Annotated in this window: 22 protein-coding genes and 1 pseudogene; 8 read left to right on the top strand and 15 right to left on the bottom strand. The window is 73.6% G+C overall.

Annotation, left to right across the window (positions count from 1 at the left end):
* The first annotated feature begins 59 nt into the window (after positions 1-59).
* Both ACQP00_RS27935 and ACQP00_RS27940 read left to right on the top strand, forming a co-directional pair.
* The gene (locus ACQP00_RS27935) at positions 60-656 is read left to right on the top strand and encodes a dihydrofolate reductase family protein (protein ID WP_433199966.1); all 597 of its coding nucleotides are present in this window, start codon (positions 60-62) and stop codon (positions 654-656) included.
* Between the two features lie 93 nt (positions 657-749).
* On the top strand, positions 750-1,325 hold the full coding sequence (locus ACQP00_RS27940) for a DUF3455 domain-containing protein (protein ID WP_433199969.1): 576 nt from the start codon (positions 750-752) through the stop codon (positions 1,323-1,325).
* A gap of 143 nt (positions 1,326-1,468) precedes the next feature.
* Here the strand turns inward: ACQP00_RS27940 and ACQP00_RS27945 are convergent, their stop codons facing one another.
* Genes ACQP00_RS27945 through ACQP00_RS27960 form a run of 4 tightly spaced genes read right to left on the bottom strand, consistent with a single transcriptional unit; the run spans position 1,469 to position 5,728 of the window.
* Positions 1,469-2,164: a nucleotidyltransferase domain-containing protein gene (locus ACQP00_RS27945; RefSeq protein WP_433199972.1), complete on the bottom strand. Its 696-nt coding sequence runs from the start codon at positions 2,162-2,164 to the stop codon at positions 1,469-1,471.
* A complete protein-coding gene (locus ACQP00_RS27950) occupies positions 2,161-3,795 on the bottom strand; it encodes an NAD(P)/FAD-dependent oxidoreductase (RefSeq protein WP_433199975.1) in 1,635 nt (544 codons plus the stop codon). The genes ACQP00_RS27945 and ACQP00_RS27950 overlap by 4 nt, the downstream gene beginning before the upstream one ends.
* Positions 3,779-4,975, bottom strand: a complete 1,197-nt coding sequence (locus ACQP00_RS27955; RefSeq protein WP_433199978.1) for an LLM class flavin-dependent oxidoreductase — start codon at positions 4,973-4,975, stop codon at positions 3,779-3,781. The genes ACQP00_RS27950 and ACQP00_RS27955 overlap by 17 nt, the downstream gene beginning before the upstream one ends.
* 45 nt (positions 4,976-5,020) lie before the next feature.
* Complete coding sequence (locus ACQP00_RS27960) at positions 5,021-5,728, bottom strand: helix-turn-helix domain-containing protein (RefSeq protein ID WP_433224018.1); 708 nt, start codon at positions 5,726-5,728, stop codon at positions 5,021-5,023.
* 78 nt (positions 5,729-5,806) lie between these two features.
* Here ACQP00_RS27960 and ACQP00_RS27965 point away from each other — a divergent pair, with 78 nt between their 5' ends.
* A complete protein-coding gene (locus ACQP00_RS27965; protein WP_433199981.1) occupies positions 5,807-6,367 on the top strand; it encodes a class I SAM-dependent methyltransferase in 561 nt (186 codons plus the stop codon).
* Here the strand turns inward: ACQP00_RS27965 and ACQP00_RS27970 are convergent.
* On the bottom strand, positions 6,354-7,001 hold the full coding sequence (locus tag ACQP00_RS27970) for an SDR family NAD(P)-dependent oxidoreductase (RefSeq protein WP_433199984.1): 648 nt from the start codon (positions 6,999-7,001) through the stop codon (positions 6,354-6,356). The genes ACQP00_RS27965 and ACQP00_RS27970 overlap by 14 nt on opposite strands.
* Positions 7,002-7,215: 214 nt before the next feature.
* On the opposite strand from ACQP00_RS27970, the gene ACQP00_RS27975 reads away from it, so the two are divergent.
* Both ACQP00_RS27975 and ACQP00_RS27980 read left to right on the top strand, forming a co-directional pair.
* Positions 7,216-9,132, top strand: a complete 1,917-nt coding sequence (locus ACQP00_RS27975) for an elongation factor G (protein WP_433199987.1) — start codon at positions 7,216-7,218, stop codon at positions 9,130-9,132.
* 61 nt (positions 9,133-9,193) lie between these two features.
* Positions 9,194-10,093, top strand: coding sequence for a Ppx/GppA phosphatase family protein (locus ACQP00_RS27980; RefSeq protein ID WP_433199990.1), 900 nt, complete (start codon positions 9,194-9,196; stop codon positions 10,091-10,093).
* A gap of 91 nt (positions 10,094-10,184) precedes the next feature.
* On the opposite strand, the gene ACQP00_RS27985 is transcribed toward ACQP00_RS27980, so the two are convergent.
* From ACQP00_RS27985 to ACQP00_RS27995, 3 genes are read right to left on the bottom strand one after another with little or no spacing between them, the layout of a single operon-like run.
* Positions 10,185-10,397: a hypothetical protein gene (locus ACQP00_RS27985; protein WP_433199993.1), complete on the bottom strand. Its 213-nt coding sequence runs from the start codon at positions 10,395-10,397 to the stop codon at positions 10,185-10,187.
* Between the two features lie 10 nt (positions 10,398-10,407).
* Entirely contained in the window at positions 10,408-11,229 is an 822-nt protein-coding gene (locus ACQP00_RS27990; RefSeq protein WP_433199996.1) for an SAM-dependent methyltransferase, read from the bottom strand.
* 25 nt (positions 11,230-11,254) lie between these two features.
* Positions 11,255-11,902 (bottom strand): TetR/AcrR family transcriptional regulator C-terminal domain-containing protein, encoded by a 648-nt coding sequence (locus tag ACQP00_RS27995; RefSeq protein WP_433199999.1) that lies wholly within the window; start codon positions 11,900-11,902, stop codon positions 11,255-11,257.
* 77 nt (positions 11,903-11,979) lie between these two features.
* On the opposite strand from ACQP00_RS27995, the gene ACQP00_RS28000 reads away from it, so the two are divergent.
* A complete protein-coding gene (locus tag ACQP00_RS28000; RefSeq protein WP_433200002.1) occupies positions 11,980-13,116 on the top strand; it encodes an FAD-dependent monooxygenase in 1,137 nt (378 codons plus the stop codon).
* On the opposite strand, the gene ACQP00_RS28005 is transcribed toward ACQP00_RS28000, so the two are convergent.
* Complete coding sequence (locus tag ACQP00_RS28005) at positions 13,091-13,507, bottom strand: SRPBCC family protein (RefSeq protein WP_433200005.1); 417 nt, start codon at positions 13,505-13,507, stop codon at positions 13,091-13,093. The genes ACQP00_RS28000 and ACQP00_RS28005 overlap by 26 nt on opposite strands.
* A 21-nt stretch (positions 13,508-13,528) precedes the next feature.
* Between ACQP00_RS28005 and ACQP00_RS28010 the strand changes: the two genes are divergently transcribed.
* Positions 13,529-14,326 carry a sigma-70 family RNA polymerase sigma factor gene (locus ACQP00_RS28010; RefSeq protein ID WP_433200008.1) on the top strand — a complete coding sequence of 266 codons (798 nt, stop codon included), beginning with the start codon at positions 13,529-13,531 and terminating at the stop codon, positions 14,324-14,326.
* Here ACQP00_RS28010 and ACQP00_RS28015 read toward each other — a convergent pair.
* From ACQP00_RS28015 to ACQP00_RS28040, 6 genes are all read right to left on the bottom strand, one after another.
* Positions 14,311-14,943 (bottom strand): hypothetical protein, encoded by a 633-nt coding sequence (locus ACQP00_RS28015; RefSeq protein WP_433200011.1) that lies wholly within the window; start codon positions 14,941-14,943, stop codon positions 14,311-14,313. The genes ACQP00_RS28010 and ACQP00_RS28015 overlap by 16 nt on opposite strands.
* A 32-nt stretch (positions 14,944-14,975) precedes the next feature.
* Positions 14,976-17,378 carry a SpoIIE family protein phosphatase gene (locus ACQP00_RS28020; RefSeq protein ID WP_433200014.1) on the bottom strand — a complete coding sequence of 801 codons (2,403 nt, stop codon included), beginning with the start codon at positions 17,376-17,378 and terminating at the stop codon, positions 14,976-14,978.
* Between the two features lie 79 nt (positions 17,379-17,457).
* Positions 17,458-17,859 (bottom strand): hypothetical protein, encoded by a 402-nt coding sequence (locus tag ACQP00_RS28025; RefSeq protein WP_433200017.1) that lies wholly within the window; start codon positions 17,857-17,859, stop codon positions 17,458-17,460.
* Positions 17,856-18,149 (bottom strand): hypothetical protein, encoded by a 294-nt coding sequence (locus ACQP00_RS28030; RefSeq protein WP_433200020.1) that lies wholly within the window; start codon positions 18,147-18,149, stop codon positions 17,856-17,858. Before ACQP00_RS28030 ends, ACQP00_RS28025 begins: the two co-directional genes overlap by 4 nt.
* A gap of 40 nt (positions 18,150-18,189) precedes the next feature.
* On the bottom strand, positions 18,190-18,795 hold the full coding sequence (phzG, locus tag ACQP00_RS28035; protein ID WP_433200023.1) for a phenazine biosynthesis FMN-dependent oxidase PhzG: 606 nt from the start codon (positions 18,793-18,795) through the stop codon (positions 18,190-18,192).
* A gap of 22 nt (positions 18,796-18,817) precedes the next feature.
* Positions 18,818-19,543 carry an ABC transporter ATP-binding protein gene (locus ACQP00_RS28040; protein ID WP_433200026.1) on the bottom strand — a complete coding sequence of 242 codons (726 nt, stop codon included), beginning with the start codon at positions 19,541-19,543 and terminating at the stop codon, positions 18,818-18,820.
* A 79-nt stretch (positions 19,544-19,622) separates the two neighbouring features.
* Between ACQP00_RS28040 and ACQP00_RS28045 the strand changes: the two are divergent.
* Positions 19,623-20,216: pseudogene (locus ACQP00_RS28045) on the top strand (LLM class flavin-dependent oxidoreductase); the annotation flags it as partial.
* Positions 20,217-20,229: the final 13 nt, after the last annotated feature.

Consider the following 20,229-nt stretch of genomic DNA (forward strand, 5'->3'; position numbering starts at 1 on the left):
GTTCGTAGGAGGGGTGCGACCGCCCACCAGAGGCCGTCCGGACGAGAGGCGACACGACCATGAAGCTGACCACCATGACCCAGATCACCGTCGACGGCGTCGTACAGGGCAACGGCGGCACGTCGGACGAGGACCGCCGGGGCGGCTTCACCCGCGGCGGCTGGGCGCTGGGCAAGGGCGACCGGGACACCACCGGCTACATCGACGACACGTACCACCGGGCGGACGCCTTCCTGTTCGGCCGCCGCACGTACGAGCTGTTCCAGTCCTCCTGGGGCACCCTGTCCGCCGCCGACGTGCCGGGCTGGGAGCGCACCTGGGAGGCCCTGAACACGCGCCCGAAGTACGTGGCCTCGTCGACGCTCACGGCCCCGTCCTGGTCCGGCACCACCGTCCTGCCCGCCGGCCTCGCCACGGCGGTCGCCGACCTGAAGGCGAAGCCCGGCGGCGAACTGCAGGTGCACGGCAGCGGCACCCTGATCCGCGCCCTGCTGGCGCACGGCCTGATCGACGAGCTGACTCTCGTAATCGTCCCCGTGATCCTCGGCCAGGGCACCCGCCTGTTCCCGCCGGACGGCCCGGAGCTGCCCCTCGACCTGCTGAAGTCCCGCACCGACGCGAAGGGCGTCACGATCCAGGTGTACCGCCCAGCCTGACCACTTACGGATGCCAGCCCCGCCGGGTTCGACCGCAGCCCTGTTGGATATTCGTCAGCGCCGATAGCTCGGGCACGGCCATAGGCTGCCGGCATGCGTGCATCCAAGAAGGCCGCGCTCGTACTGGCGGCGACGGCAACCCTGATCGCGCCCGGCGCCGGCACCGCGTCCGCCGCCACGGACGGGTTCGCCGGCACCCGCTTCCACCTCCCGCCCGGCGCCCCGACCCCCGGCAGCGACTTCCGCATCGGCTCGGCGTACCGCGTCACGACGGGCACCCAGACGTACGCCTGCACAACGAACCCGGACGGCACCACCACCTGGGCGACGAAGTCGACGCCGGAGGCCCGCTTGCAGCGCTACGGCCGCCCGGCCACAACGATCCACCACTACGCCGGCCCCCGCTGGGAGTCCGACCGCGACCACTCGATCATCCTGGGCGCGGTCGACGTAACGGTCCCGAAGGACGGCACCATCGCGTGGCTGCTGCTGCACGTGGCCGCCCACGAGAACACCACCCGCGGCGAACTCGACCCGGTCCAGTTCATCAGCCGCGTGAACACCACCGGCGGCGTCGGCCCGACGGGTGCGTGCAACCCAGGGACCGACGCACCCCGGGCGGTCGCCTACACCGCCGACTACGTGTTCTGGGTGCCCTGCCGGCTGTAGCTCCGCGGCTCAGTTGAACGTCTGGCGGGCGCGCCGGCTCGGCTCGAGGACGGCGACCTTGTACGGACAGGGACGATCGGTGATCGACGAAAACGCCTTGATGGCCCGTTCGGCGGCGTCCAACGCCTGGTCGGCCCCGCCCGTCAGCGGTCGGTCTCTCGCAGGGCCGTGGCGAGCAGCTCGGCCAGGTCACGGCGGTCGATCGTCGCGGTCGCGTCGCCCTCGTACTGCCGGATCGCCCCCCGCACCGACGCCAGCGACGGCTCCCGCTCGAGAACCCACCGGGCGGCGGCGAGCTTCGAGGAGTGGCCGTGCGAGTGGGCGAACCGCCAGATCCGGCACGCCGTCAGCGCCATGAACGCGGCGTGCGCCGTGTCGTCGGTCAGCGCCTGCCACGCCCGCAGCCAGTACCGCCCCCGCTGGACAACCCACGCCGGCGGCACGGCCCCGATCACCGCCTCGCCCCGCAGCACGCGCCCGGACCGCGCAGTGGACAGCTCGAGGATGAGATCCGGCGAGGCAGCGGCCCGCCGTTCGACGTCCAGGCCGGGCGTGCCCGCATGCCGCCGCACGTACAGCTCCAGCGGCGGCGCGGGGACCGGCCGGGCGGCGGCCGAGGTCAGCACGACGTGCAGGTCGAGCGCCGCCGCCGCGCCGAGGTCAGCCGAACCCACGACCTGCTCGACGACGGAAGCGTCGGGTGGGCTGTCGACGACCATCAGCAGGTCGATGTCGCTGCGGCCCGGACGGAAGTCGCCCGAGGCCAGCGAGCCGTGCAGCACCAACGACCGGACCGGGCCGAGGCGGTCGGCCACGGCGACGGCGGCGGCCAGGGTCACGCGGTGAGGACCTTCTCCGCGGCGATCGGGATCGTGGCGCGGTCGTACTCGAAGAACTGCCGCAGCGCCGCCGGTCCCGCCGTCCTGCCCCACTGGTAGATCAGGCGCTGCGTCTCCATCGACCCGTCGTGCCAGCGGCGCAGCACATCGTGCAGGTTCAGCGGCGACGGTGAGGCCTCGCCGTCGCCGAGGAGGTACGCCAGCTGCGTCACCGCCTCCTCCGGCGTCAGGGTCCCCTGCTTCACCCGCTCCATCAACGCGTAGCAAGCCTCGAACTGTGCCTGCGCCACCGGCAGGTCGGGCGCGAACGAACCCGGCACCGGGCCGGCGTGCAGGCGGTCGAACAGTGCGTCGTCGCCGGTTTCGAGGTAGCGGTAGTAGGTGCCGGCGATGCGGATGACGCCCAGGTTCCAGGCGAGGTACCACATTTTCGACCAGGCCCGCCACAGGTCGAAGTCGCGGAAGGCGATGTACGAGCCGGCGATGAGCTTGTCGTTGTTCTCCAGGATGTTCTGGTTCAGCGTGTCGATGTACGCGAACCGGGCGGCGCTGTAGTCGCCGTCGCGGCGGGCGTCCAGGAAGCGGGGTACGAACGCCTCGATGACGGCCATGGTGTTGGCCATGCCGCGGCTGAAGAGGGCGTCGATCGCGCCCGCGGCGTGGCTCATCAGGACCCAGCGGTCGCCGACGGTCCGCGACGAGGAGAACTGGGTGCGGCCCGTCGAGATCCAGCGGAAGGCTGAGGTGGCGCCCTCGAACTGGCGGGCGATGGCCGGGTAGCGGGACAGGAAGGCGTTCCACTCCTCCTCCGGCGTCGCGCCGTCGGGCTTCGGGAAGCGCTTGGTGTCCAGGCTCAGGCCGACGCTGACCAGGTCCGACTCCGACGCGTCGTGGTTGTCGAAGGGGATGACCCACAGCCAGCCGCCGTCGAAGAGGTGGTGCAGGGTGCCCTCGTGCCACAGGTTGGGCTGGCCGCTGGATTCCTCGACCGCGTCGTAGGGCTTGACGCCGCGCATGTGGGTGAAGATGGTGCGGGAGTCGGTCCGGAAGCGGCACGGCTCGTCGCGCAGGCCGAACTTGTCGGCGAGGACCGACGTACGACCTGTGGCGTCGATGACGTAGTCGGCCGTGAACATCTCGCCGTTGTCGAGCGCGATCGACACCACGTCGCCGAACGACACATCAGCGATCCGCACGCCCTCGCGGGCCACGGCGCCGTGGCGGACGGAGGCTTCGAAGAGGTACTTGTCGATGTCGGCCCGCATCAGGTGGGACTCGGGGCCGAACGGGCCCTCCGAGACCGAGCACTGGGTGACCTCGTACGGGTCGTGGTCGATGTCGGGGCGGTGGTACACGAAGCCGAAGTTCGTCTTGATGCCGCACCGGTGGCTGGCGTGGTCGCGGATGCCGGCGCTGGTCGAGACCTGGGCGAGCTCCGGCACGTCCCAGCGGGCGGCGAGCAGGCGCAGCAGGAACGAGGTCTCGCCGATCGTCGACTCGCCGAGGGCGAAGCGGGGGTGGCGGGCCGCGTCGACGATGCCGACCGAGACGCCCTGCCGGGCCAGAATCGCCGCGACGGTACTGCCGCCGATCCCGCTGCCCAGCACCATCACTTCAACGTGGGTCGTCACTGTGTGTCCTCTCCAGATGGGCGGCGCGGTCGCGCGAGTGCTCCACCCCGGCCTTGGCCTGCGCGGCGGCCATCGTGCGCCGGGTCAGGCCGTCGTGCTCCAGTTCGCGGGCGTACGCGGCGAGGCGCGGCCGCAGCGCGCCGGTGAAGTGCGGCATGACCCGCCGCGCGAACAGCTCGTAGGAGCGGCGGGTGGCCTCGGGGTCGGCGAGGTCCGCGTGCTCGATGACGAACGTGCCGAAGCCGCCGCTGATGCGCTGCATCCGCTCGATGTGCTCGATGGCCATCTCGGGCGTGCCGATCACCGCGTGGCCGACGGTGTGCAGCACGTCGACGACCGCGTCGGCGTCGTCGAGGTCGACCGGCACGTTCATCGGCAGGATCTGGCGGATGTACCCGATGTAGGCCGGCAGCCCCCAGCGCACCTCCCGCCGGGCCTGGGCCTCGGTCTCGGCCAGGTGCATCGGGCTCATCACCGACCAGCGGCGCCGGTCCATGGTCTGGCCGAACCGCGCCGCGCGCTCGGCGGCGATCTGCCACGCCGTCGTCATCGGGTTCTCCGAGCCCAGCCCGACGGCGGCCGACGCGCCGAAGGACAGCATGCCCGCCCCGAACCGGCCGGCCAGCCGCGGACCGGACGGGGAGCGGAACACGGCGACGCGGATGTCGAGGCTTCCGTTGTACGGCGCCAGCTGCAGATATCCGTCGCGCAGTTCGAACCAGTCGGTGCTGCGGCTGACCGGCCCGGCGAACGCCAGCAGCTCGGTCATCGTCTCGAGGGACTCCTCCATCATCCGCCGCGCCTGCATCGGGTCGTGGCCGATCATCGTCGAGTCGAGGGCGAGCGCGCCCGCGCCGACGCCGAACAGCAGCCGGCCGCGGGTCAGGTGGTCGAGCTGGATGATGCGGTCGAGCAGGGTCAGCGGGTGGTGGTAGGACAGCGTGCTCACGCCGGTGCCGAGCCGGATCCGCTTGGTGCGCTGGGCGGCCGCGGCCACCATGAGCTCGGGCGAGCCGATGATCTGCCAGCCGCCGGAGTGGTGCTCGCCGAACCAGAACTCGTCGAAACCCAGCTTGTCGCACAGCTCCGCGAGCTCGAGGTCGCCCTCCAGCTGCAGCGTCGGGTTGTGCGTCGGCCGGTGGATCGGGAACATGAGCACCCCGAAGCCCAGTCGGCTCATCTGCGAACTCCCCCCGTCCGTAGACATTCACCCTAACGAGTGGATTCAAGTTCCGAAATACGAGCCGGGCGGGACGCCCAGGGCGGCTCGGAACGCGGCGATGAACGCGCTGGGCGTGGAGTAGCCGACCCGGCGCGACACCACGGCGACCGGGGTGTCCGCGGCGAGCAGGACCAGCGCCGCCCGCAGCCGGGCGTTGGTCCGCCACCGGCCGAAACTGAGCCCGGTCTCCCCCGCGAACGCCCGCGCGAGGGTCCGCCCGCTCGCGCCGACCTGGCGGCCCCAGGCGTCCAGGTCGCGCCCGTCGGCCGGGTCGGCCAGCAGCGCGCGGGCCACGGCCAGGGCGCGCTCGTCGCGGGGCATCGGCACGGACAGCGCGGCGGCGGTCACCGGGCGCAGCAGGTCGAGCAGCACCGCCTCCGCGCGGCGGCGAGGGGCGGCGGGCAGGGCGGTGTCCATGAGGTACACCGCGAGCTCGTCCAGCAGCGGCGTCACCGCGACGACCGTCGGCCTGGCCCACCGGTGCGGGTTGCGGTCCAGGTAGACGCTGCGGAACACCGCGGAGGTGGTCACGTCAACCGAATGCGGGACGCCGGCCGGAATCCACAGCGCCCGGGTCGCCGGCAGCACCCAGGCCCCGTCGGCGGTGGTCACCGACACCGCGCCCGAGGCGGCCCAGGCCATCTGGTGCACCGGGTGGGTGTGCGGGGCAAAGCCGGACCCGTGGCCCATGATGCGCTCGCCGACCAGCATCACGGGATGTCCGGAATTCGCTATCACGTGGCAGGCTAGCATCTCGCCGCCATCGGCCGGGATCGCTAGCGTCGAGGCATGAACCTGTTGCACAACCGGCTGTGCAAGTCGGCCAAGTGGTTCGAGACGGTCGAGCGGTACATGCTGCCGTGGGCCCTCGAGGACGTGCCGCTGGGCGCGCGGACGCTGGAGATCGGGCCCGGGTTCGGGGCGACGACCCGGGTTCTTGCCCGCGGTACCGGCGAAATCACCGTCATCGAGGTGAACCCGAAGCTGGCGGCGCGCCTGCGGCAGCACGTGGCCGGGAACGTGACGGTGCTCGACGGCGACGGGGCCGCCATGCCGCTGCCCGACGCCGGCTTCGACTCGGTCGTGTGCTTCACGATGCTGCACCACGTGCCGTCGGTGGAGCAGCAGGACCGGCTGTTCGCCGAGGCCCGGCGGGTGCTGGGGCCGGGCGGGGTGTTCGCCGGCAGCGACAGCCTGCCCACGCCACGGTTCCGGCTGCTGCACATCGGCGACGTCATGGTGCCGCTCGACCCGGCGACGCTGCCGGAACGCCTGGAAACGGCCGGGTTCACGAAGGTGCGGGTCGACGCCCGGGAGAACCGGCTGCGGTTCCGGGCTAGCGCCGGCTGAACCCGGACAGCAGCCGCGCGGCCACGGCCATCCGGCGCGGATAGGAGACGACGGCCGGACGCTTGTCGACGGCCCGCATGAGGACGTCCACGGCCTGCTCGACGGAGATCTTGAGCGGGGTGACCGGGGCCTTGGCCATCTTGGTGTCGACGAACCCGAACCGGACCGCGGTCACCGCCACCCCGTGCGGGCGCAGCGCCTTGCCGAGGCTCAGCAGGTACGACGTGAGCCCCGCCTTGGAGGCCGCATAGCCGGGCGCGGCCGGCGTGACCAGGATGTCCGACAGGCTCGACAGCCCGACGAAGTGGCCGCTCCCCCGCGCGATCATCCCCGGCAGCACGCTTTCGGCGACCAGCGCGGCGCCGAGCAGGTTGACCCGCAGCGCGGCGGTCTGTTCACCAAGGTCGGCGAGGTCGAGCGGCTCGCCGATGCCGGCCGCGTAGACGCACAGGTCCACCTCGCCGACGGCCGGCAGCGGATCGACGGCAACGTCGGCCACGAAGTGCTCGTAGGCCGCGTGGTCCAGCGACGCCGCCCGCCGGGAGATGCCGGCGACGGTCCAGCCCTCGGACAGCAGGTGACGGGTCAGGGCGAGGCCGATACCGTCCGTGTTGCCGACGACCAGAGCGCGCATGGCGGGAATATACGCTTGCGCGGCGACGCTACTGTTGGCGTAGTTGCGTCCGTCGAGAGTGGAGGGAGACCGCCGTGCAGCACGAAGTGATCCGCGTGTCTTCCCTGCCTCCGGTGTCCGCTCGCGCGGCGGCACTGGGACGTCCCGCTCTGCCGTAGCGAGAGCGGGCGGAATCGCGCTGTCCTGTCCAAAGTGACGAGCCCAAGGGGCAACAGTGCGCAAGCAACTCGATCGCGTCCGCAACATCGGCATTCTCGCCCACGTGGACGCGGGCAAGACCACGACCACCGAACGGATCCTGTTCGCCACCGGCGCGACCTACAAGCAGGGTGAGGTCCACGACGGCACCACCGTCACCGACTTCGACGCGCAGGAACGCGACCGGGGCATCACCATCTTCTCCGCCGCGGTCAGCGTCGACTGGGACGGTCACCGCATCAACCTCATCGACACGCCCGGCCACGTCGACTTCGCCGACGAGGTCGAGCGGGCCCTGCGCGTGCTCGACGGGGCGGTCGCCGTGTTCGACGGCGTCGCCGGCGTTGAACCGCAGAGCGAGTCGGTGTGGCGGCAGGCGGACCGCTACGGCGTGCCCAGGATCGCGTTCGTCAACAAGCTCGACCGGGCCGGCGCCGACCTCGGGGCCGCCGTGGCGTCCATCCGCGACCGCCTCGGCGTCGTCCCGCTGGTCGTGCAGGCGCCGATCGGCTCCGAGTCCGGCTTCACCGGCGTCGTCGACCTGACGGTGCCGTCGGACCGCCCGGAGCGGCTCGAGCTCGTCGAGCGGGTCGCCGAACTGCACACCGGGGCGCTGGAGGAGTACGTCGAGACCGGCACGCTGAGCCAGGACACCCTGCGCCGGGCGCTGCGGGACCTGACGCTGCACCGCCAGGCCGTCGTCGTGCTGTGCGGCGCCGCCTACCGCGACATCGGCGTCACCGAACTGCTCGACGCGGTCGTCGCGTACCTGCCGGCACCCGCCGACCCGGACGAGCCGTTCGCGGCGCTGGTGTTCAAGGTGCAGGCGAGCACGACCGGGCGGTACGCGTACGCCCGCGTCTACTCCGGCACGCTGCGCAAGGGAGCGGAGGTGTACGAGCCCAACGCCGACGCCAAGGAGCGGGTCGCGCGCATCCTGCACATCCAGGCCGACCGGTACACCGACATACCCGAGGCCGGGGCGGGCGACATCGTGGCGCTCGTCGGGCTCAAGCACGCCCGCGTCGGCGAGACGCTGTGCGACCCGGCCCACCGGGTCGTGCTCGAACCGCCGAACCGGGCCGCACCCGTGGTCTCGGTGGCGATCGAGGCCCGCAGCCGCGCCGACTCCGGCCGGCTGGCCACGGCCCTCGCGCGCCTGGTCGAGGAGGACCCGGCGCTGGTCGTGCGCTCCGACCCGGAGACCGGCCAGACCCTGCTCAGCGGCATGGGCGAACTGCACCTGGAGGTGGCGGTGGAGAAGATGCGCACGGCGAACAACGGCCTGGCCATCGCCGTCGGCCGCCCGCAGGTCGCCTACCGCGAGACCCTCGTGCGCGGCGTCAGCGGCTTCTACCACCGCTACGTCCGCCAGGACGGCGGCCCCGGCATGTACGCCCACGTCCAGCTCGACGTGTCCCCAGTGGACGGACAGGACTTCGTGTTCGAGTCCACTGTGGTCGGCGGGCACGTGGCCCGGGAGTACATCCGGGCCGTCGAGCTCGGCTGCCGCGACGCGCTCGCGGCCGGGCCGGTCGCCGGGCACCCGGTCGTCGGGGTCAAGGTCGTGCTCACCGACGGCCGGATGCACGACCACGACTCCTCGGAGCTCGCGTTCCGCCTGGCCGGGCGGGAGGCGCTGCAGCTGGCCCTGCGCGAGTCGCAGATGGCCGTGCTGGAGCCGGTGGCCGAGGTGACCGTGACCGTGCCCGAGGACATGGTCGGCGGCGTCCTGGGCGACCTGCTGGCCCGGCGGGGTCAGGTCGGCGGCACCGAGGCGCGCGGGCACACGGTCGTGGTGACGGCGACGGTACCGCTGGCCGAGCTGTTCGGCTACGCGACCCGGTTGCGCAGCCGCACGCAGGGCCGCGGCGTGTTGACCACGCGCCCGGCCGGGTACGCACCCGCGCCCGCCGGTGTGTTTGCTCGGTGACAATCAAGGGTAACGGGCGCCTTTCATGCCGTAGCGTGTTCGGTTTGATGGGAGGCGCCCGTTGCTGCTCGCCGTGCTCGACGTCGGGTCCAACTCGGCGCACCTGCAGATCGTGCAGGCGCGCAAGGGAAGACCACCGCTGCTCGTGTACCGCCTGAAGGCCCCCACCCTGCTCGCCGAGGAGGTCACCCCGGAGGGTGCGCTCTCCCCCGGCGGCGTGGACCGGGTCGTCGAGGCGGTGGCGGCGACCGTCGAGGCGTTCCGCGCGCACGAGGCGACCGACCTCATCCCCCTGGCGACCGCGACGATCCGCGACGCGACCAACAACGCCGAGATCCGCCGCCGGGTCCGCGAGGCGACCGGGGTCGAGCTGCGCTCGCTGAGCGGCGAGGACGAGGCCCGCGTGACGTTCGAGGCGGTCCGCCGCCTGCACGCCGCCACCGACGGGCTGTGGCTGCTCGACATCGGCGGCATGTCGATGGAGATCGCCGCCGGGACCGGCCCGGAGCCCGACGTGGCGGTGTCGCTCCCGGCCGGCGCGGGCCTGCTCACCCGCCGCTACCTGCCCGAGCACCCGGCCGGCCGGGACGCCGTCGAGCGGCTCCGCCGGCACGTGCGCGCCCTGGTCAAGCCGGTCGCGCGGGAGCTGGCGGGCGGGCCGCACCCGCACCGGGTGGTCGGCACCTCGAAGACGTTCAAGCAGCTGGCGCGGCTCACCGGGGACGGGGAGCGGCTCGAGCGGCGGGCCCTTCGCCGGTGGGTGCCGAAGCTCGCGGCGATGGACCCGCGGGAGCGCGCCCAGCTGCCCGGGGTCGCGGCGGCCCGCGCCCGGCAGCTGCTCGCCGGGGCGGTCACCGCCGTCACCGTGATGGAGGCCCTCGACGTGCGCTCGCTGGACGTCTGCCCGTGGGCGTTGCGCGAGGGCCTGCTGTTGCGCCGGTACGCCGAACTGCGCCGCTGACCGCGCTGGATCCTGCCCGCGCGGTGTGACGGCGCGGTGGCGTCAGCCGCGCCGGGGTCGCTGCCCGCGCGCGGTCGATGGCGCGGTGCCGTCAGCCGCGCTGGGTGGAGTTGCCGTCGCGGGGCAGGTGCAGCTTGCCCTCGGCGTCGACCTTGTCGTCGAACGGCATCAGCGGGTCGTCGACCTCACCGCCGAGCGAGACCACCGGCACGCCCTCGGCCGAGCCGTTGACCTTGTCTTCCTCGTCGATGACCGACGCCCCGTCGCTGCCGGGGGTGCCGGTCGTGCCCATCGAGTCCTTCATGCGGTACCAGTTACCCAGCCGCTTTTCGCCCAACCGCGCCCCAGACGGCCACCTCCTCGAACGCCGGTCGGGGCCGGGGCTCGTCCTGCGCGCGCCACTCGGCGACCGAGACGATCCCGGGGTCGAGCAGGTCGAGGCCGGTCATGAACCGGGCGAACTCGTCGCGGTCGCGCAGCCGGCCCGGCCCGTGCCGGCCCTCCTGGATCTGCGCGGCCAGCTCCGGGTCGAGGCCCTCGGTGGTGGCGTGCGACATGACCAGGAAACTGCCGGGCGCGAGCTCGGCGAGCAGGTCCGCGACCAGTTCGTGCGGTTTGTCGTCGTCCGGCAGGAAGTGCACGACCGCGACCAGCATGAGCGCCACCGGCCGGGTCAGGTCGAGGGTGGCCTTGAGCGCCTTATCGGCCACGATGCGGTGCGGGTCGCGCAGGTCGGCGTCGACGTAGGCGGTGGCACCCTCCGGCGCGCCGGTCAGCAGCGCCCGGGCGTGGGCGAGCACGATCGGGTCGTTGTCGACGTAGACGACCCGAGCCGCGGGCGCCACCTCCTGCGCCACCTCGTGCACGTTGGGGCTGGTCGGGATGCCCGTGCCGATGTCGAGGAACTGCCGGATGCCGTACTGCGCCGCGAGCGTGCGCACCACCCGGCGCAGGAAGGCCCGGTTCTCCACCACGGCGGTGCGGATCGCCGGGAAGGCGGCCGCGATGGCGTCGCCGGACTCCCGGTCGGCGGCGTAGTTGTCCTTGCCGCCCAGCCAGTAGTCGTAGCGGCGGGCCGGGTGCGCGAGGTCGGTGCCGGCGCGGCCGGTCCAGTCCGATGCCACGGCAGCCTCCATCCAGGGACGTCCCGTGCGGCTGGAATCATAGTCCGGCCGGGTCCGGCAGGGTCGCGGCCAGGCCGGTCACGATGAACCCGAGGCCCGCGTCGAAGTCCGTGTCGGGGTCCGGGGAGAAGAAGACCTCGGTCGCGGCCCGGGCCGCGAGGGGGTACCGGCCGGGCTGGAAGGCCGCCGTCAGGGCCTGCGGGTCGTAGGGGTTGTCGTCGTAGGCGGTGCCGGCGCGGGCCTGCTCCTCGATGACGTATCCGACGGTGTAGTGCAGCACCGTGGCGAACCCGCGGGCCGCGGTCGGCAGCGAGAACCCGGCGTCGACCAGCAGCTGGAGGGTCTGCTCCATGGCGCGGGGCAGGTCGGGGCCCGACAGGTTGGTGCCGGCGAAGACTCTTGCGCCGTCGCGGTACCGCAGCAGGATCTTGCGCAGCGTGCGGGCGCGGCGGGCGACGAACTCGGCCCACAGTGCCCCGTCGGCGTCCAGGCCCTCGATCGCGTCGGCGAACATGACCGCCGCCATCGCGTCGAGCAGGTGCTGCTTGTTCTTGACGTGCCAGTACAGCGTCGGCGCCTTCACCCCGAGCCGCTCGGCGACCAGGCGCATGGTGAGCCCGTCCAGCCCGACCTCGCCGAGCAGTTCGAGTCCGGTGCGGGCGATCACACCCGGGTTGATGGCCATGACTTGACACTCTAACAACGTTAGAGCCATCCTTGGGTCGTCTCTAACGACGTTAGAGGGATCGGGGAGGAATTGTCATGGTGATCATCGTGGGCGGCGGCCCGACCGGCCTCTGGCTGGCCTGCGAGCTGCGGCTGGCCGGCATCGCGGTGCAGGTGCTGGACCGCCGGCCGGCCCGGACCGGGGAGTCCCGGGCGGGCGGCCTGCACGCGCGCTCGCTGGAGATCCTGGAGCTGCGCGGCCTGGCCGAGCGGTTCCTCGCCGAGGGCCGCCGGGTGCCCAACGCGCACTTCGCGGGCCTGTGGCTGGACCTGTCGCGGCTCGACACCCGCTACCCGTTCGTGCTGGGCCTGGTCCAGTCGCGGGTCGAGGCGCTGCTGGAGGAGCACCTGCACGGATACGGCGACCGGGTGCGCTGGAACGCCGAGGTCACCGCCGTGCACCAGGGCGCGGACTTCGCCGAGGTGCGCACCGCCGCCGGCGAGACCTTCCGCGGCGACTACGTGGTGGCCTGCGACGGCGGCCGCAGCACCGTGCGCGGCCTGCTCGGCATCCCGTTCGAGGGCACCGACCCGACCGTCTCCTCGATGCTGGCCGACGTCCAGCTGGCCGACCCGCCGGACGGCCCGATCTTCCAGCGGCGCACCCCGCTCGGCGACTACACCGTCCTGCAGCTGGAGGCGGGCTGCCACCGGCTGATGATCAACCAGTACGACCCGGCGCCCCGCGACGCGCCGCTGGACCTGGCGACCTTCCGCGCGCTGTTCACCGCCATGGCCGGCACCGACTTCGGCCTGCACAGTCCACAGTGGATCTCGCGGTACCACGACGCCGCCCGCCTCGCCGCCACCTACCGCCGGGACCGGTTCCTGCTGGCCGGCGACGCCGCGCACGTGCACTGGCCGGCGGGCGGGCAGGGCCTGAACACCGGCCTGCAGGACGCGACGAACCTGGGCTGGAAGCTCGCCGCGACCATCCGCGGGGCCGACCCGCGGCTGCTCGACACCTACGAGGCCGAGCGCCGCCCGGTCGCCGCCCGGGTGCTCGCGAACACCCGGGCCCAGGTCGCGCTGTCCCGCCCCGGCCCGCAGGTCGACGCGCTGCGCGCGGCGATGGCCGACCTGCTGACGGTACCGGAGGCGAACGACCGGCTGGCCGCCATGATCACCGGGCTCGACCAGCCGGCGGTCAGCGCCGCTCCAGCAATTCCTTGAGCCGCGCGTAGGACCGCGGCGCCGCCTTCGCGGCCATCCGCCGCACCACCGGCACCAGCAGGTCGGCGGGGCCGTGGCCGGTGAAGTCCAGGGTGAACGTGACCCGGGAGCGGCGGCCGTCGTCCAGCGGCTCGACGGTGATGGTGGCCTCCGGGCGGACCGCGCCGCCGACCGCCCCGGCCGCCCAGCGCACCGGCGGCTCGGCCAGCGTGATCTCCTGCAGCATCGGCCGGTCGACGCCGGCGATGCGCCGCACGGTGGTGAACCGCCCGTCGGGGTGCACCTCGACCCGGCGGACGTCGGCCTGCCACTCGGGGAAGCGGGCGGGGTCGGTGGCGTAGGCGTACACGTCGGCGGGTGGACGGTCGATCTCGATGGTGGTCGCTGTCACGGTGATCCTCCGGGTTTCGTCTTGTTCCAGAAGGACGAGGACCGGGCCGAGGATGTGACCGTGGAGTTCGAGCAGCACCGCAGCTACCTGCAGGCGATCGCGTACCGGCTGCTGGGCTCGTGGGCCGGGGCCGAGGACGCCGTGCAGGAAACCTGGCTGCGGGCCCGCACCGCGCAGGACGTGCGCGACCCGAAGGCGTGGCTGGCGACCGTGGTGGCCCGCATCTGCATCGACCAGCTGCGGGCCCGCCGTCCTCCGCTGCTGCCCGACCCGCTCGTGGCCGACGACGACCCGGAAAGCGCCGCCGTGCGCGCCGACGCCGTCGGGCTGGCGCTGCTCGTCGTCCTCGACACCCTCACACCGGCCGAGCGGGTCGCGTTCGTCATGCACGACGCGTTCGGGGTGCCGTTCGAGGAGCTCGCCCCGATCCTCGGCCGCTCGGTCACGGCCGCCCGGCAGCTGGCCAGCCGCGGCCGCCGCCGGGCCCGCGCCGCCCCGGTCCCCGACCGGGACCTGGCGCGGCAGCGCACGGTCCTGGCCGCGTTCCTGGCCGCGGCCCGCGACGGTGACCTCGGCGGCCTGCTCGCGGTCCTCGACCCGCGGATCGAGCTGCGCGCCGCGACCCCGGCCGGCCTGCGCGTCCTGCACGGCGCGGCGGACGTGGCCCACGAGGCGGCGCTGTTCGCGTCCCGCGCCGAACGGGCCCGGCCGGTGCTGGTGAACGGCTCGGCCGGCCTGGACGTGCCGGGCACCGCGGTGCTGGCGTTCACGATCCGCGACGGCGTCATCGCGACGCTGCTGATCTACTCCACGCGGTAACGGTGGACCACGGGAGCCGGCAGCGCGGCGGCGAGGGCGGCGAGGGCCTGCAGGACGGCGACGACCCGCTCGGGCACCAGCCGGTCGCCGGGCCGCGACACCCACACCAGGTCCTTGCCCGCGATCCGCCACCCGAGCAGCCCGAAGCGCCGCGTCACGTCGAGCACCTCCCCGGTGACGAGCTCCTCGGCGAACCCGGGATGCGCGGCCGGCGGCGCCCCGTCGAGCTCCGGCGGATGCTGGAAGGCGAGCGCGGCCCACGGCGGCACCGGCCCGACCCGCCCCTCAGCGAGGGGCTCGCCGTTGTCGGGGTCGGGCACGACGGCCACCGGTGGCAGGGCGACGGGCAGGTGCAGCACGCTGACGGTGCGGTACCCCGCGGAGGACCCCAGGACCGTGGTGTCGAACAGCGTGAACGGCCGCCCGCCCGGCGCGACCGCCCCGGTCAGCTCATCGGCCGGATCCAGCTCGTCGACCTCGGCACCGGCCGCCCGCCAGCGGGCCTCGACCACCCCGAAGCCGGGCCGCGAACCCCGCCGCGCGTACCGCCAGCCCCGCTCCTGCGCGAGCCGCGCCCGCCCCTGCTGCTGCCGCCGGATCACCGCACCATCCCCCATGGTCGATCGATCTGCACCGAGGGTAGCGCCCGCTAACCGGTGCGCGCGACCTCGAACCAGACCTCCTTGCCGCCGGCCGGGAGGGCCTCGCTGCCCCATGCGGCCGCGATCGAGGAGATGATCAGCAGGCCGCGGCCGTTCTCGCTGTCGGCGCCGGCGCGGCGGGGGTGCGGGAGGCGTTCGCTGCGGTCGGCCACGGTGACCCGCAGGCGGTCCGGGACGAGGTCGAGGCGGACCACCACGGCGCCGACGGTGTGCTGGATGGCGTTGGTGATGACCTCGTCGAGCAGCAGCAGGGTGTCGTCGACCAGGCGGCGCTCGCCCCAGGCGATGAGCACGTCGGCGGCGAAGCGGCGGGCGGCCGAGGCGCTCACCGCGTCGCCGCGGAAGCGGCGCTGGGCGATGCCCGCCCCGCCGGCGGCCGCGTCGACGGTCAGCCAGACCACGGCGACGTCGTCGGTGCGCGGCTGCGGGCCGACGCCGGCGTTCAGGACGTGGTCGAGCATCGCGGCCGGGTCGGCCGGGGGTGCGGACCGCACGGCGCGGCGCAGGTCGGCCAGGCCGTCGTCGAGGTGGTAGCGGCGGTCCTCGACGAGGCCGTCGGTGTACAGCAGCAGATCCGCCCCGCTCGGCACGAGGAACGTGGTCTCGTTGAAGACCACGTCGTTGCTGACCCCGAGCGGCGGCCCGGAGCGCAGCTGCAGGATGTCGGTCGTGGCGGCGGCCCGCATGATCGGCGGCGGGTGCCCGGCCAGCACGGCGGTCGCGGTGCCCTCGGCGAGGTGCAGCTCCAGGTAGCAGCAGGTGGCCACGGCGTCGGGCTGCAGGTCGAGCAGCAGCCGGTTGACCCGCTGCATGACCACGGCCGGGCTGTGCCGCTCGGCCGCGTACGCCCGCAGCGCGTTGCGGACCTGGCCCATGATCGCCGCGGCGGCGGCGTTGTGCCCGATGACGTCGCCGATGACCACGGTGACGACGTCGTCGCCGAGCGGGATCACGTCGTACCAGTCGCCGCCGACGTCGGCGCCGTGCGTCCACGGCAGGTAGCGGGCCGCGTGGCGCAGGCCCGGCACCTGGGGCAGCGCGGCCGGCAGCAGGGCGCGTTGCAGCTCGCCGGCGATGGAGCGCTGCGCCTCGAAGAGCAGGGCCCGCTGCATCGCCTGGGCGCACACCGCGGCGAACGCGGCGAGGTTCGCGCGTTCGCCCTCGTCGAACTCGCGCGGGGTACCGTAGCCGATGACCAGGGTGCCGAGCACGTCACCGGCCGCGGCGAGGGGCAGGAACGCCCACGCCTGCCGCCCGCCGTTGGGGATCGGGTCCGGTTCGCCCGCCTGCGCCGCCACGAACTCCCGCAGGCTGCTCAGATAGCGGGCCCGGCCGGTCCGCGCCACCTCCGTCGCCGGATACAGATGCTGCAGCGGTACCGCCAGCAGGTGCGCCACCACCGCCTCCTCGTAGCCGGCGTGGTACTGCAGCACCAGGTGCTCGTCGCGGCGCAGCAGCACCGCGAGGCCCTGGCCACCGGCGGACGGGCGCAGGACGGCGCCGATCGCGGCGTACACGTCGGCGGCCGTGCTCGCGGCCACGAGCGCCGTGGTGACCGCCTGCAGCGCGGCGTTGCGCCCGGCGGCCCGGCGCGCGGCGGCCATGCTCTGCTCGAGGCGTTCCTGCTGCCCGACGAACGCGCTGATGTCCCGGAACGACACGGCGACGCCGTCGGTCCCGGCGGGCGCGGCGCCGATCTGCCACACCTGGTCGTGGTCGTCGTAGCGCAGCTGCGCCTGCCACTCCCGCCCGGTCTCGGCCACCTCGCGGAACCGTTCGAGCAGCCCGTGCCCCCGCTCGTCGGGCGCGGCCAGCTCGCTCCACCGCCGCCCGATGGTCTCCTCGACGGACCGCCCGGTGAGCGCGGCACCCGGCTTGTTGACGTACTCGCACACGAAGTCGAGCACCGCCCCGTCCGGCCCGCGCTCCGCCCGCAGCAGCGTGAACCCGTCGAAGGCGGCGTCGAGCACCTCGTAGAGCCGCGTCCCGCCCGCCGACTGCGGCCCGAGCGTGACCGCCCGCAGGTCCACGAACCGCGCCACGAACCCGTCCCCGCTGGGCCCGACCCACAGCTCGAAGTGCCCGGCCACGCTGGGCCGGTCGTAGTACACGGTGCGGGTGACCGGCTCCCGCGACTCGACGACCTTGCGGTACAACTGCAGCGTCGTGTCGTTGACGGTGTCGGGCCACAGCTCGCGGTAGCGCCGCCCGATCAGCTCCGCGCGCCGCTGGCCGAGGTATCCGGCGCCGGCGTCGTTGCAGTAGACGAGCTCGAAGTCGACGATGTCCCCACCGGCGCGCACCGCCCGCGCGAACGCCCACCCCTGCGGATCGGCGTCGAGGACCGCCAGCACGTCGGCGGAGGGCAGCACCTCCGACCCGTCGACCATCCCGTCATCATCCCGTTCCCACCCTGCGGACGCCAACCTCCTCCGGGCGTCCCTCGCCCGACCGGCCAGACGGAGCCGGTCAGACCTCGACGATCGGCCAGCGCTTGCCCAGCACGCTCTCGATCTGGTGCGGGAGCGAGGTGTAGACCGCGGCCGAGTGACTCGCCGCGACGAGCGCCGCATGCGCCGCCCCGACGCGGCCGGTACGGGCGGCCATGCCCCCGATGAGCGGCAGGTCGTCCGGTCCGTCGACATTCGACCGTGCATCATCGACGCGGATGGCGGGGAGCAGGCGCAGCACCCGGAGCCGGTCGAACTCCTCCTCGCCCTGCAGGCCCGAGTAGGCCTCGATCAGGCAGGTGGTCGGCACGGCCACCGCCGTGAGGTCCTCGGCCGCCCGGAACAACAGCCGGCCGACCGGCTCCGAACCATGCACGTAGGCGATCAGGGCGCCACTGTCGAGCACGGCCTCGACGATCACTGGTAGGGCTGCCAGCCGGCGGGCAGAATGCCGTCCGCCTTCAACCGCGCAATCGTCTCGTCCCGCACATCCACGGGAACACGCAGCTCCTCGCGCAGCGCGGCCGCATCGGCCGGATCGGGTTCGAATTGCCGGTGGCCGGCCCGGGTGAGCGCCTCCTGCGTGCGCTCCAGGGCCTGCCGGCGACGGAGGGCCTCGGCCACGTACGCCGAGACCTGGCCCGGCGGGAGATCTTTCAGCGGGGCCGCCACGTCCTCGGGCAGGGACACGGTGAACCGGACCGTTGTCATACCGTTCAGGCTACATCAGTATGAACTCGGCATGCCGCCTTCAGGGCTGCAGCCGGACGGTGGTCCAGCCGGTGCCGGTGCGGTCGTAGCGCAGCCGGCGGTGCAGCCGGTCGGGCTCGTCGTGCCAGAACTCGATCGACTGGTAGGCGAGGCGGTAGCCGACCCAGATCAGCGGGCGTTCGACCGGCTCGTCGGCGGCCAGCTCGGCCGCGCGGGCGCGCAGCAGCTGCTCGTCGGGCATCGGCTCGCTCTGCCGGGAGGCGGCCGCCATGGCCCGGGCGACCGGGGCGCGCTCGGCGAACAGGGCGTCGGACTCGGTGCCGGGCAGCACGTGCACGGGGCCGGCGACGTGGATCTGCTGGAGGGTCTCGCGCCAGAAGAACGTGGCCGACGCGTACGGGCGGTCGGCCAGGTCGCGGCCCTTGCGGCTCACCGTGTGGGTGCCGATGACGAGCCCGTTGTCGCGGATGTGTTGCACGAGCACCGTGCGGCAGGACGGCCGGCCCTCGGCGTCGGCGGTGGCCAGGGCGACGGCGGCCGGCAGCTCGATCCCCCGCGCGGCTGCCGCGTCGACCCACCGGCGCAGCAGCGGGACCGGGTCGGCGGGCGGGTCGGCGAACTCGGGCAGCGAAAGCTCGGTGCTCACCCTGGCCACGGTACCGGGGAAGTCAGGCCTCCCCGGGTGAGGCGGGCACGTTCAGGCGGGCGAGAATCGCGCGGCGCTGGGCGCCGAAGCCCGGTGCGTCGGCCGCGCGCGGGTGGGGCAGCGGCACGGGGCGGTCCTCGGCGATGCGGCCCTCCTCCAGGATGAGGATGCGGTCGGCGAGCAGCAGTGCCTCGTCGACGTCGTGGGTGACGAGCAGCGCGGCGAAGTGGTGGCGGGCCCGCAGCCGGCCGAACAGCGCCTGCATCCTGAGGCGGGTGAGCGCGTCCAGGGCGCCGAACGGCTCGTCGAGCAGCAGCAGGTCGGGGCGGCGCACGAGGGCCCGGGCGAAGGCGACCCGCTGGGCCTGCCCGCCCGACAGCTCGGCCGGCCAGGCGCCCGCCCGGTCTTCCAGGCCCACCTCGGTGAGCGCCTCCCGCACGCGCGCGGGCAGGTCCGCGCCGCGCACGCCGAGGGCGACGTTCGCCGCCACCCGCTTCCAGGGCAGCAGCCGGTGCTCCTGGAAGACCACGGCGGTGGAGCCCTGCGTGCGGTACACCCCGGAAGCCTCGGCATCCAGTCCGGCCAGGACGCGCAGCAGGGTGCTCTTGCCGGAGCCGCTGGCGCCGAGCAGCGCGACCACCTCGCCCCGCCCGATGGTCAGGTCGACGCCGTCGAGCACGACGGTGGCCCCGAACGCGCGGCGCACCGCGGTCGCGGTGGTCACGTGGCCCGCAGTCCCCGGTGCCATGCCAGGAGCCTCCTCTCGCCGTAGCGCAGTGCGAGGTCGGTCAGCAGGCCGAGCATCGCGCCGTGGCCGTCCGCGGGCGCCGGTCGAGGATCGTCATCGCAGGATGTCCGCGAACTGCTCGTCGGACGTCTACCTCACCTGGGGCGAGCGCCCGGACGCGGTCGCGGAGAAGCTGGGCTGGATCGGCAAGCTCGCCGCCGAGCGCGGCCGCACCGTGCGGTCCGGCATCCGGCTGCACGTCATCACCCGCGACACCGCCGAGGAGGCCTGGGCACAGGCGCAGCACCTGCTCGACGGGATCGACCCGGCCACGGTCGAGCAGGTCCAGGCGAACCTGGCCCGCAGCGAGTCCGAGGGCCAGCGCCGCATGCTGGCCCTGCACGGCGGCAAGCGCGACGCGCTGACCATCGCCCCGAACCTGTGGGCGGGCGTCGGGCTGGTCCGCGGCGGCGCCGGCACGGCCCTGGTCGGCAGCCACACCGAGGTCGCCGACCGGATCGAGGACCTGCACCGGCTCGGGATCACCGAGTTCATCCTGTCCGGCTACCCGCACCTCGAGGAGGCCTACTGGTTCGGCGAGGGCGTCCTGCCGATCCTGCACGCCCGCGGGCTGTGGAACCATCCGGCGGCTCCGCGCACGGAGCCGCCGGCGGTTCCCTTCGCCGTTCGCTGATGCCGCAGAAGGC

It is taken from the genome of Dactylosporangium sp. CS-047395 (assembly GCF_050942185.1).
Classification (GTDB): Bacteria; Actinomycetota; Actinomycetes; order Mycobacteriales; family Micromonosporaceae; genus Dactylosporangium.

Bases quoted from the DNA above. Each gene is read 5' to 3' on its own strand.
- ACQP00_RS27935 (WP_433199966.1), top strand. From the start codon at position 60: ATGAAGCTGACCACCATGACCCAGATCACCGTCGACGGCGTCGTACAG.
- ACQP00_RS27940 (WP_433199969.1), top strand. From the start codon at position 750: ATGCGTGCATCCAAGAAGGCCGCGCTCGTACTGGCGGCGACGGCAACC.
- ACQP00_RS27955 (WP_433199978.1), bottom strand. From the start codon at position 4,975: ATGAGCCGACTGGGCTTCGGGGTGCTCATGTTCCCGATCCACCGGCCG.
- ACQP00_RS27960 (WP_433224018.1), bottom strand. From the start codon at position 5,728: ATGCTGGTCGGCGAGCGCATCATGGGCCACGGGTCCGGCTTTGCCCCG.
- ACQP00_RS27965 (WP_433199981.1), top strand. From the start codon at position 5,807: ATGAACCTGTTGCACAACCGGCTGTGCAAGTCGGCCAAGTGGTTCGAG.
- ACQP00_RS27970 (WP_433199984.1), bottom strand. From the start codon at position 7,001: ATGCGCGCTCTGGTCGTCGGCAACACGGACGGTATCGGCCTCGCCCTG.
- ACQP00_RS27985 (WP_433199993.1), bottom strand. From the start codon at position 10,397: ATGAAGGACTCGATGGGCACGACCGGCACCCCCGGCAGCGACGGGGCG.
- ACQP00_RS27990 (WP_433199996.1), bottom strand. From the start codon at position 11,229: ATGGAGGCTGCCGTGGCATCGGACTGGACCGGCCGCGCCGGCACCGAC.
- ACQP00_RS27995 (WP_433199999.1), bottom strand. From the start codon at position 11,902: ATGGCCATCAACCCGGGTGTGATCGCCCGCACCGGACTCGAACTGCTC.
- ACQP00_RS28000 (WP_433200002.1), top strand. From the start codon at position 11,980: ATGGTGATCATCGTGGGCGGCGGCCCGACCGGCCTCTGGCTGGCCTGC.
- ACQP00_RS28015 (WP_433200011.1), bottom strand. From the start codon at position 14,943: ATGGGGGATGGTGCGGTGATCCGGCGGCAGCAGCAGGGGCGGGCGCGG.
- ACQP00_RS28020 (WP_433200014.1), bottom strand. From the start codon at position 17,378: ATGGTCGACGGGTCGGAGGTGCTGCCCTCCGCCGACGTGCTGGCGGTC.
- ACQP00_RS28030 (WP_433200020.1), bottom strand. From the start codon at position 18,149: ATGACAACGGTCCGGTTCACCGTGTCCCTGCCCGAGGACGTGGCGGCC.
- ACQP00_RS28040 (WP_433200026.1), bottom strand. From the start codon at position 19,543: ATGGCACCGGGGACTGCGGGCCACGTGACCACCGCGACCGCGGTGCGC.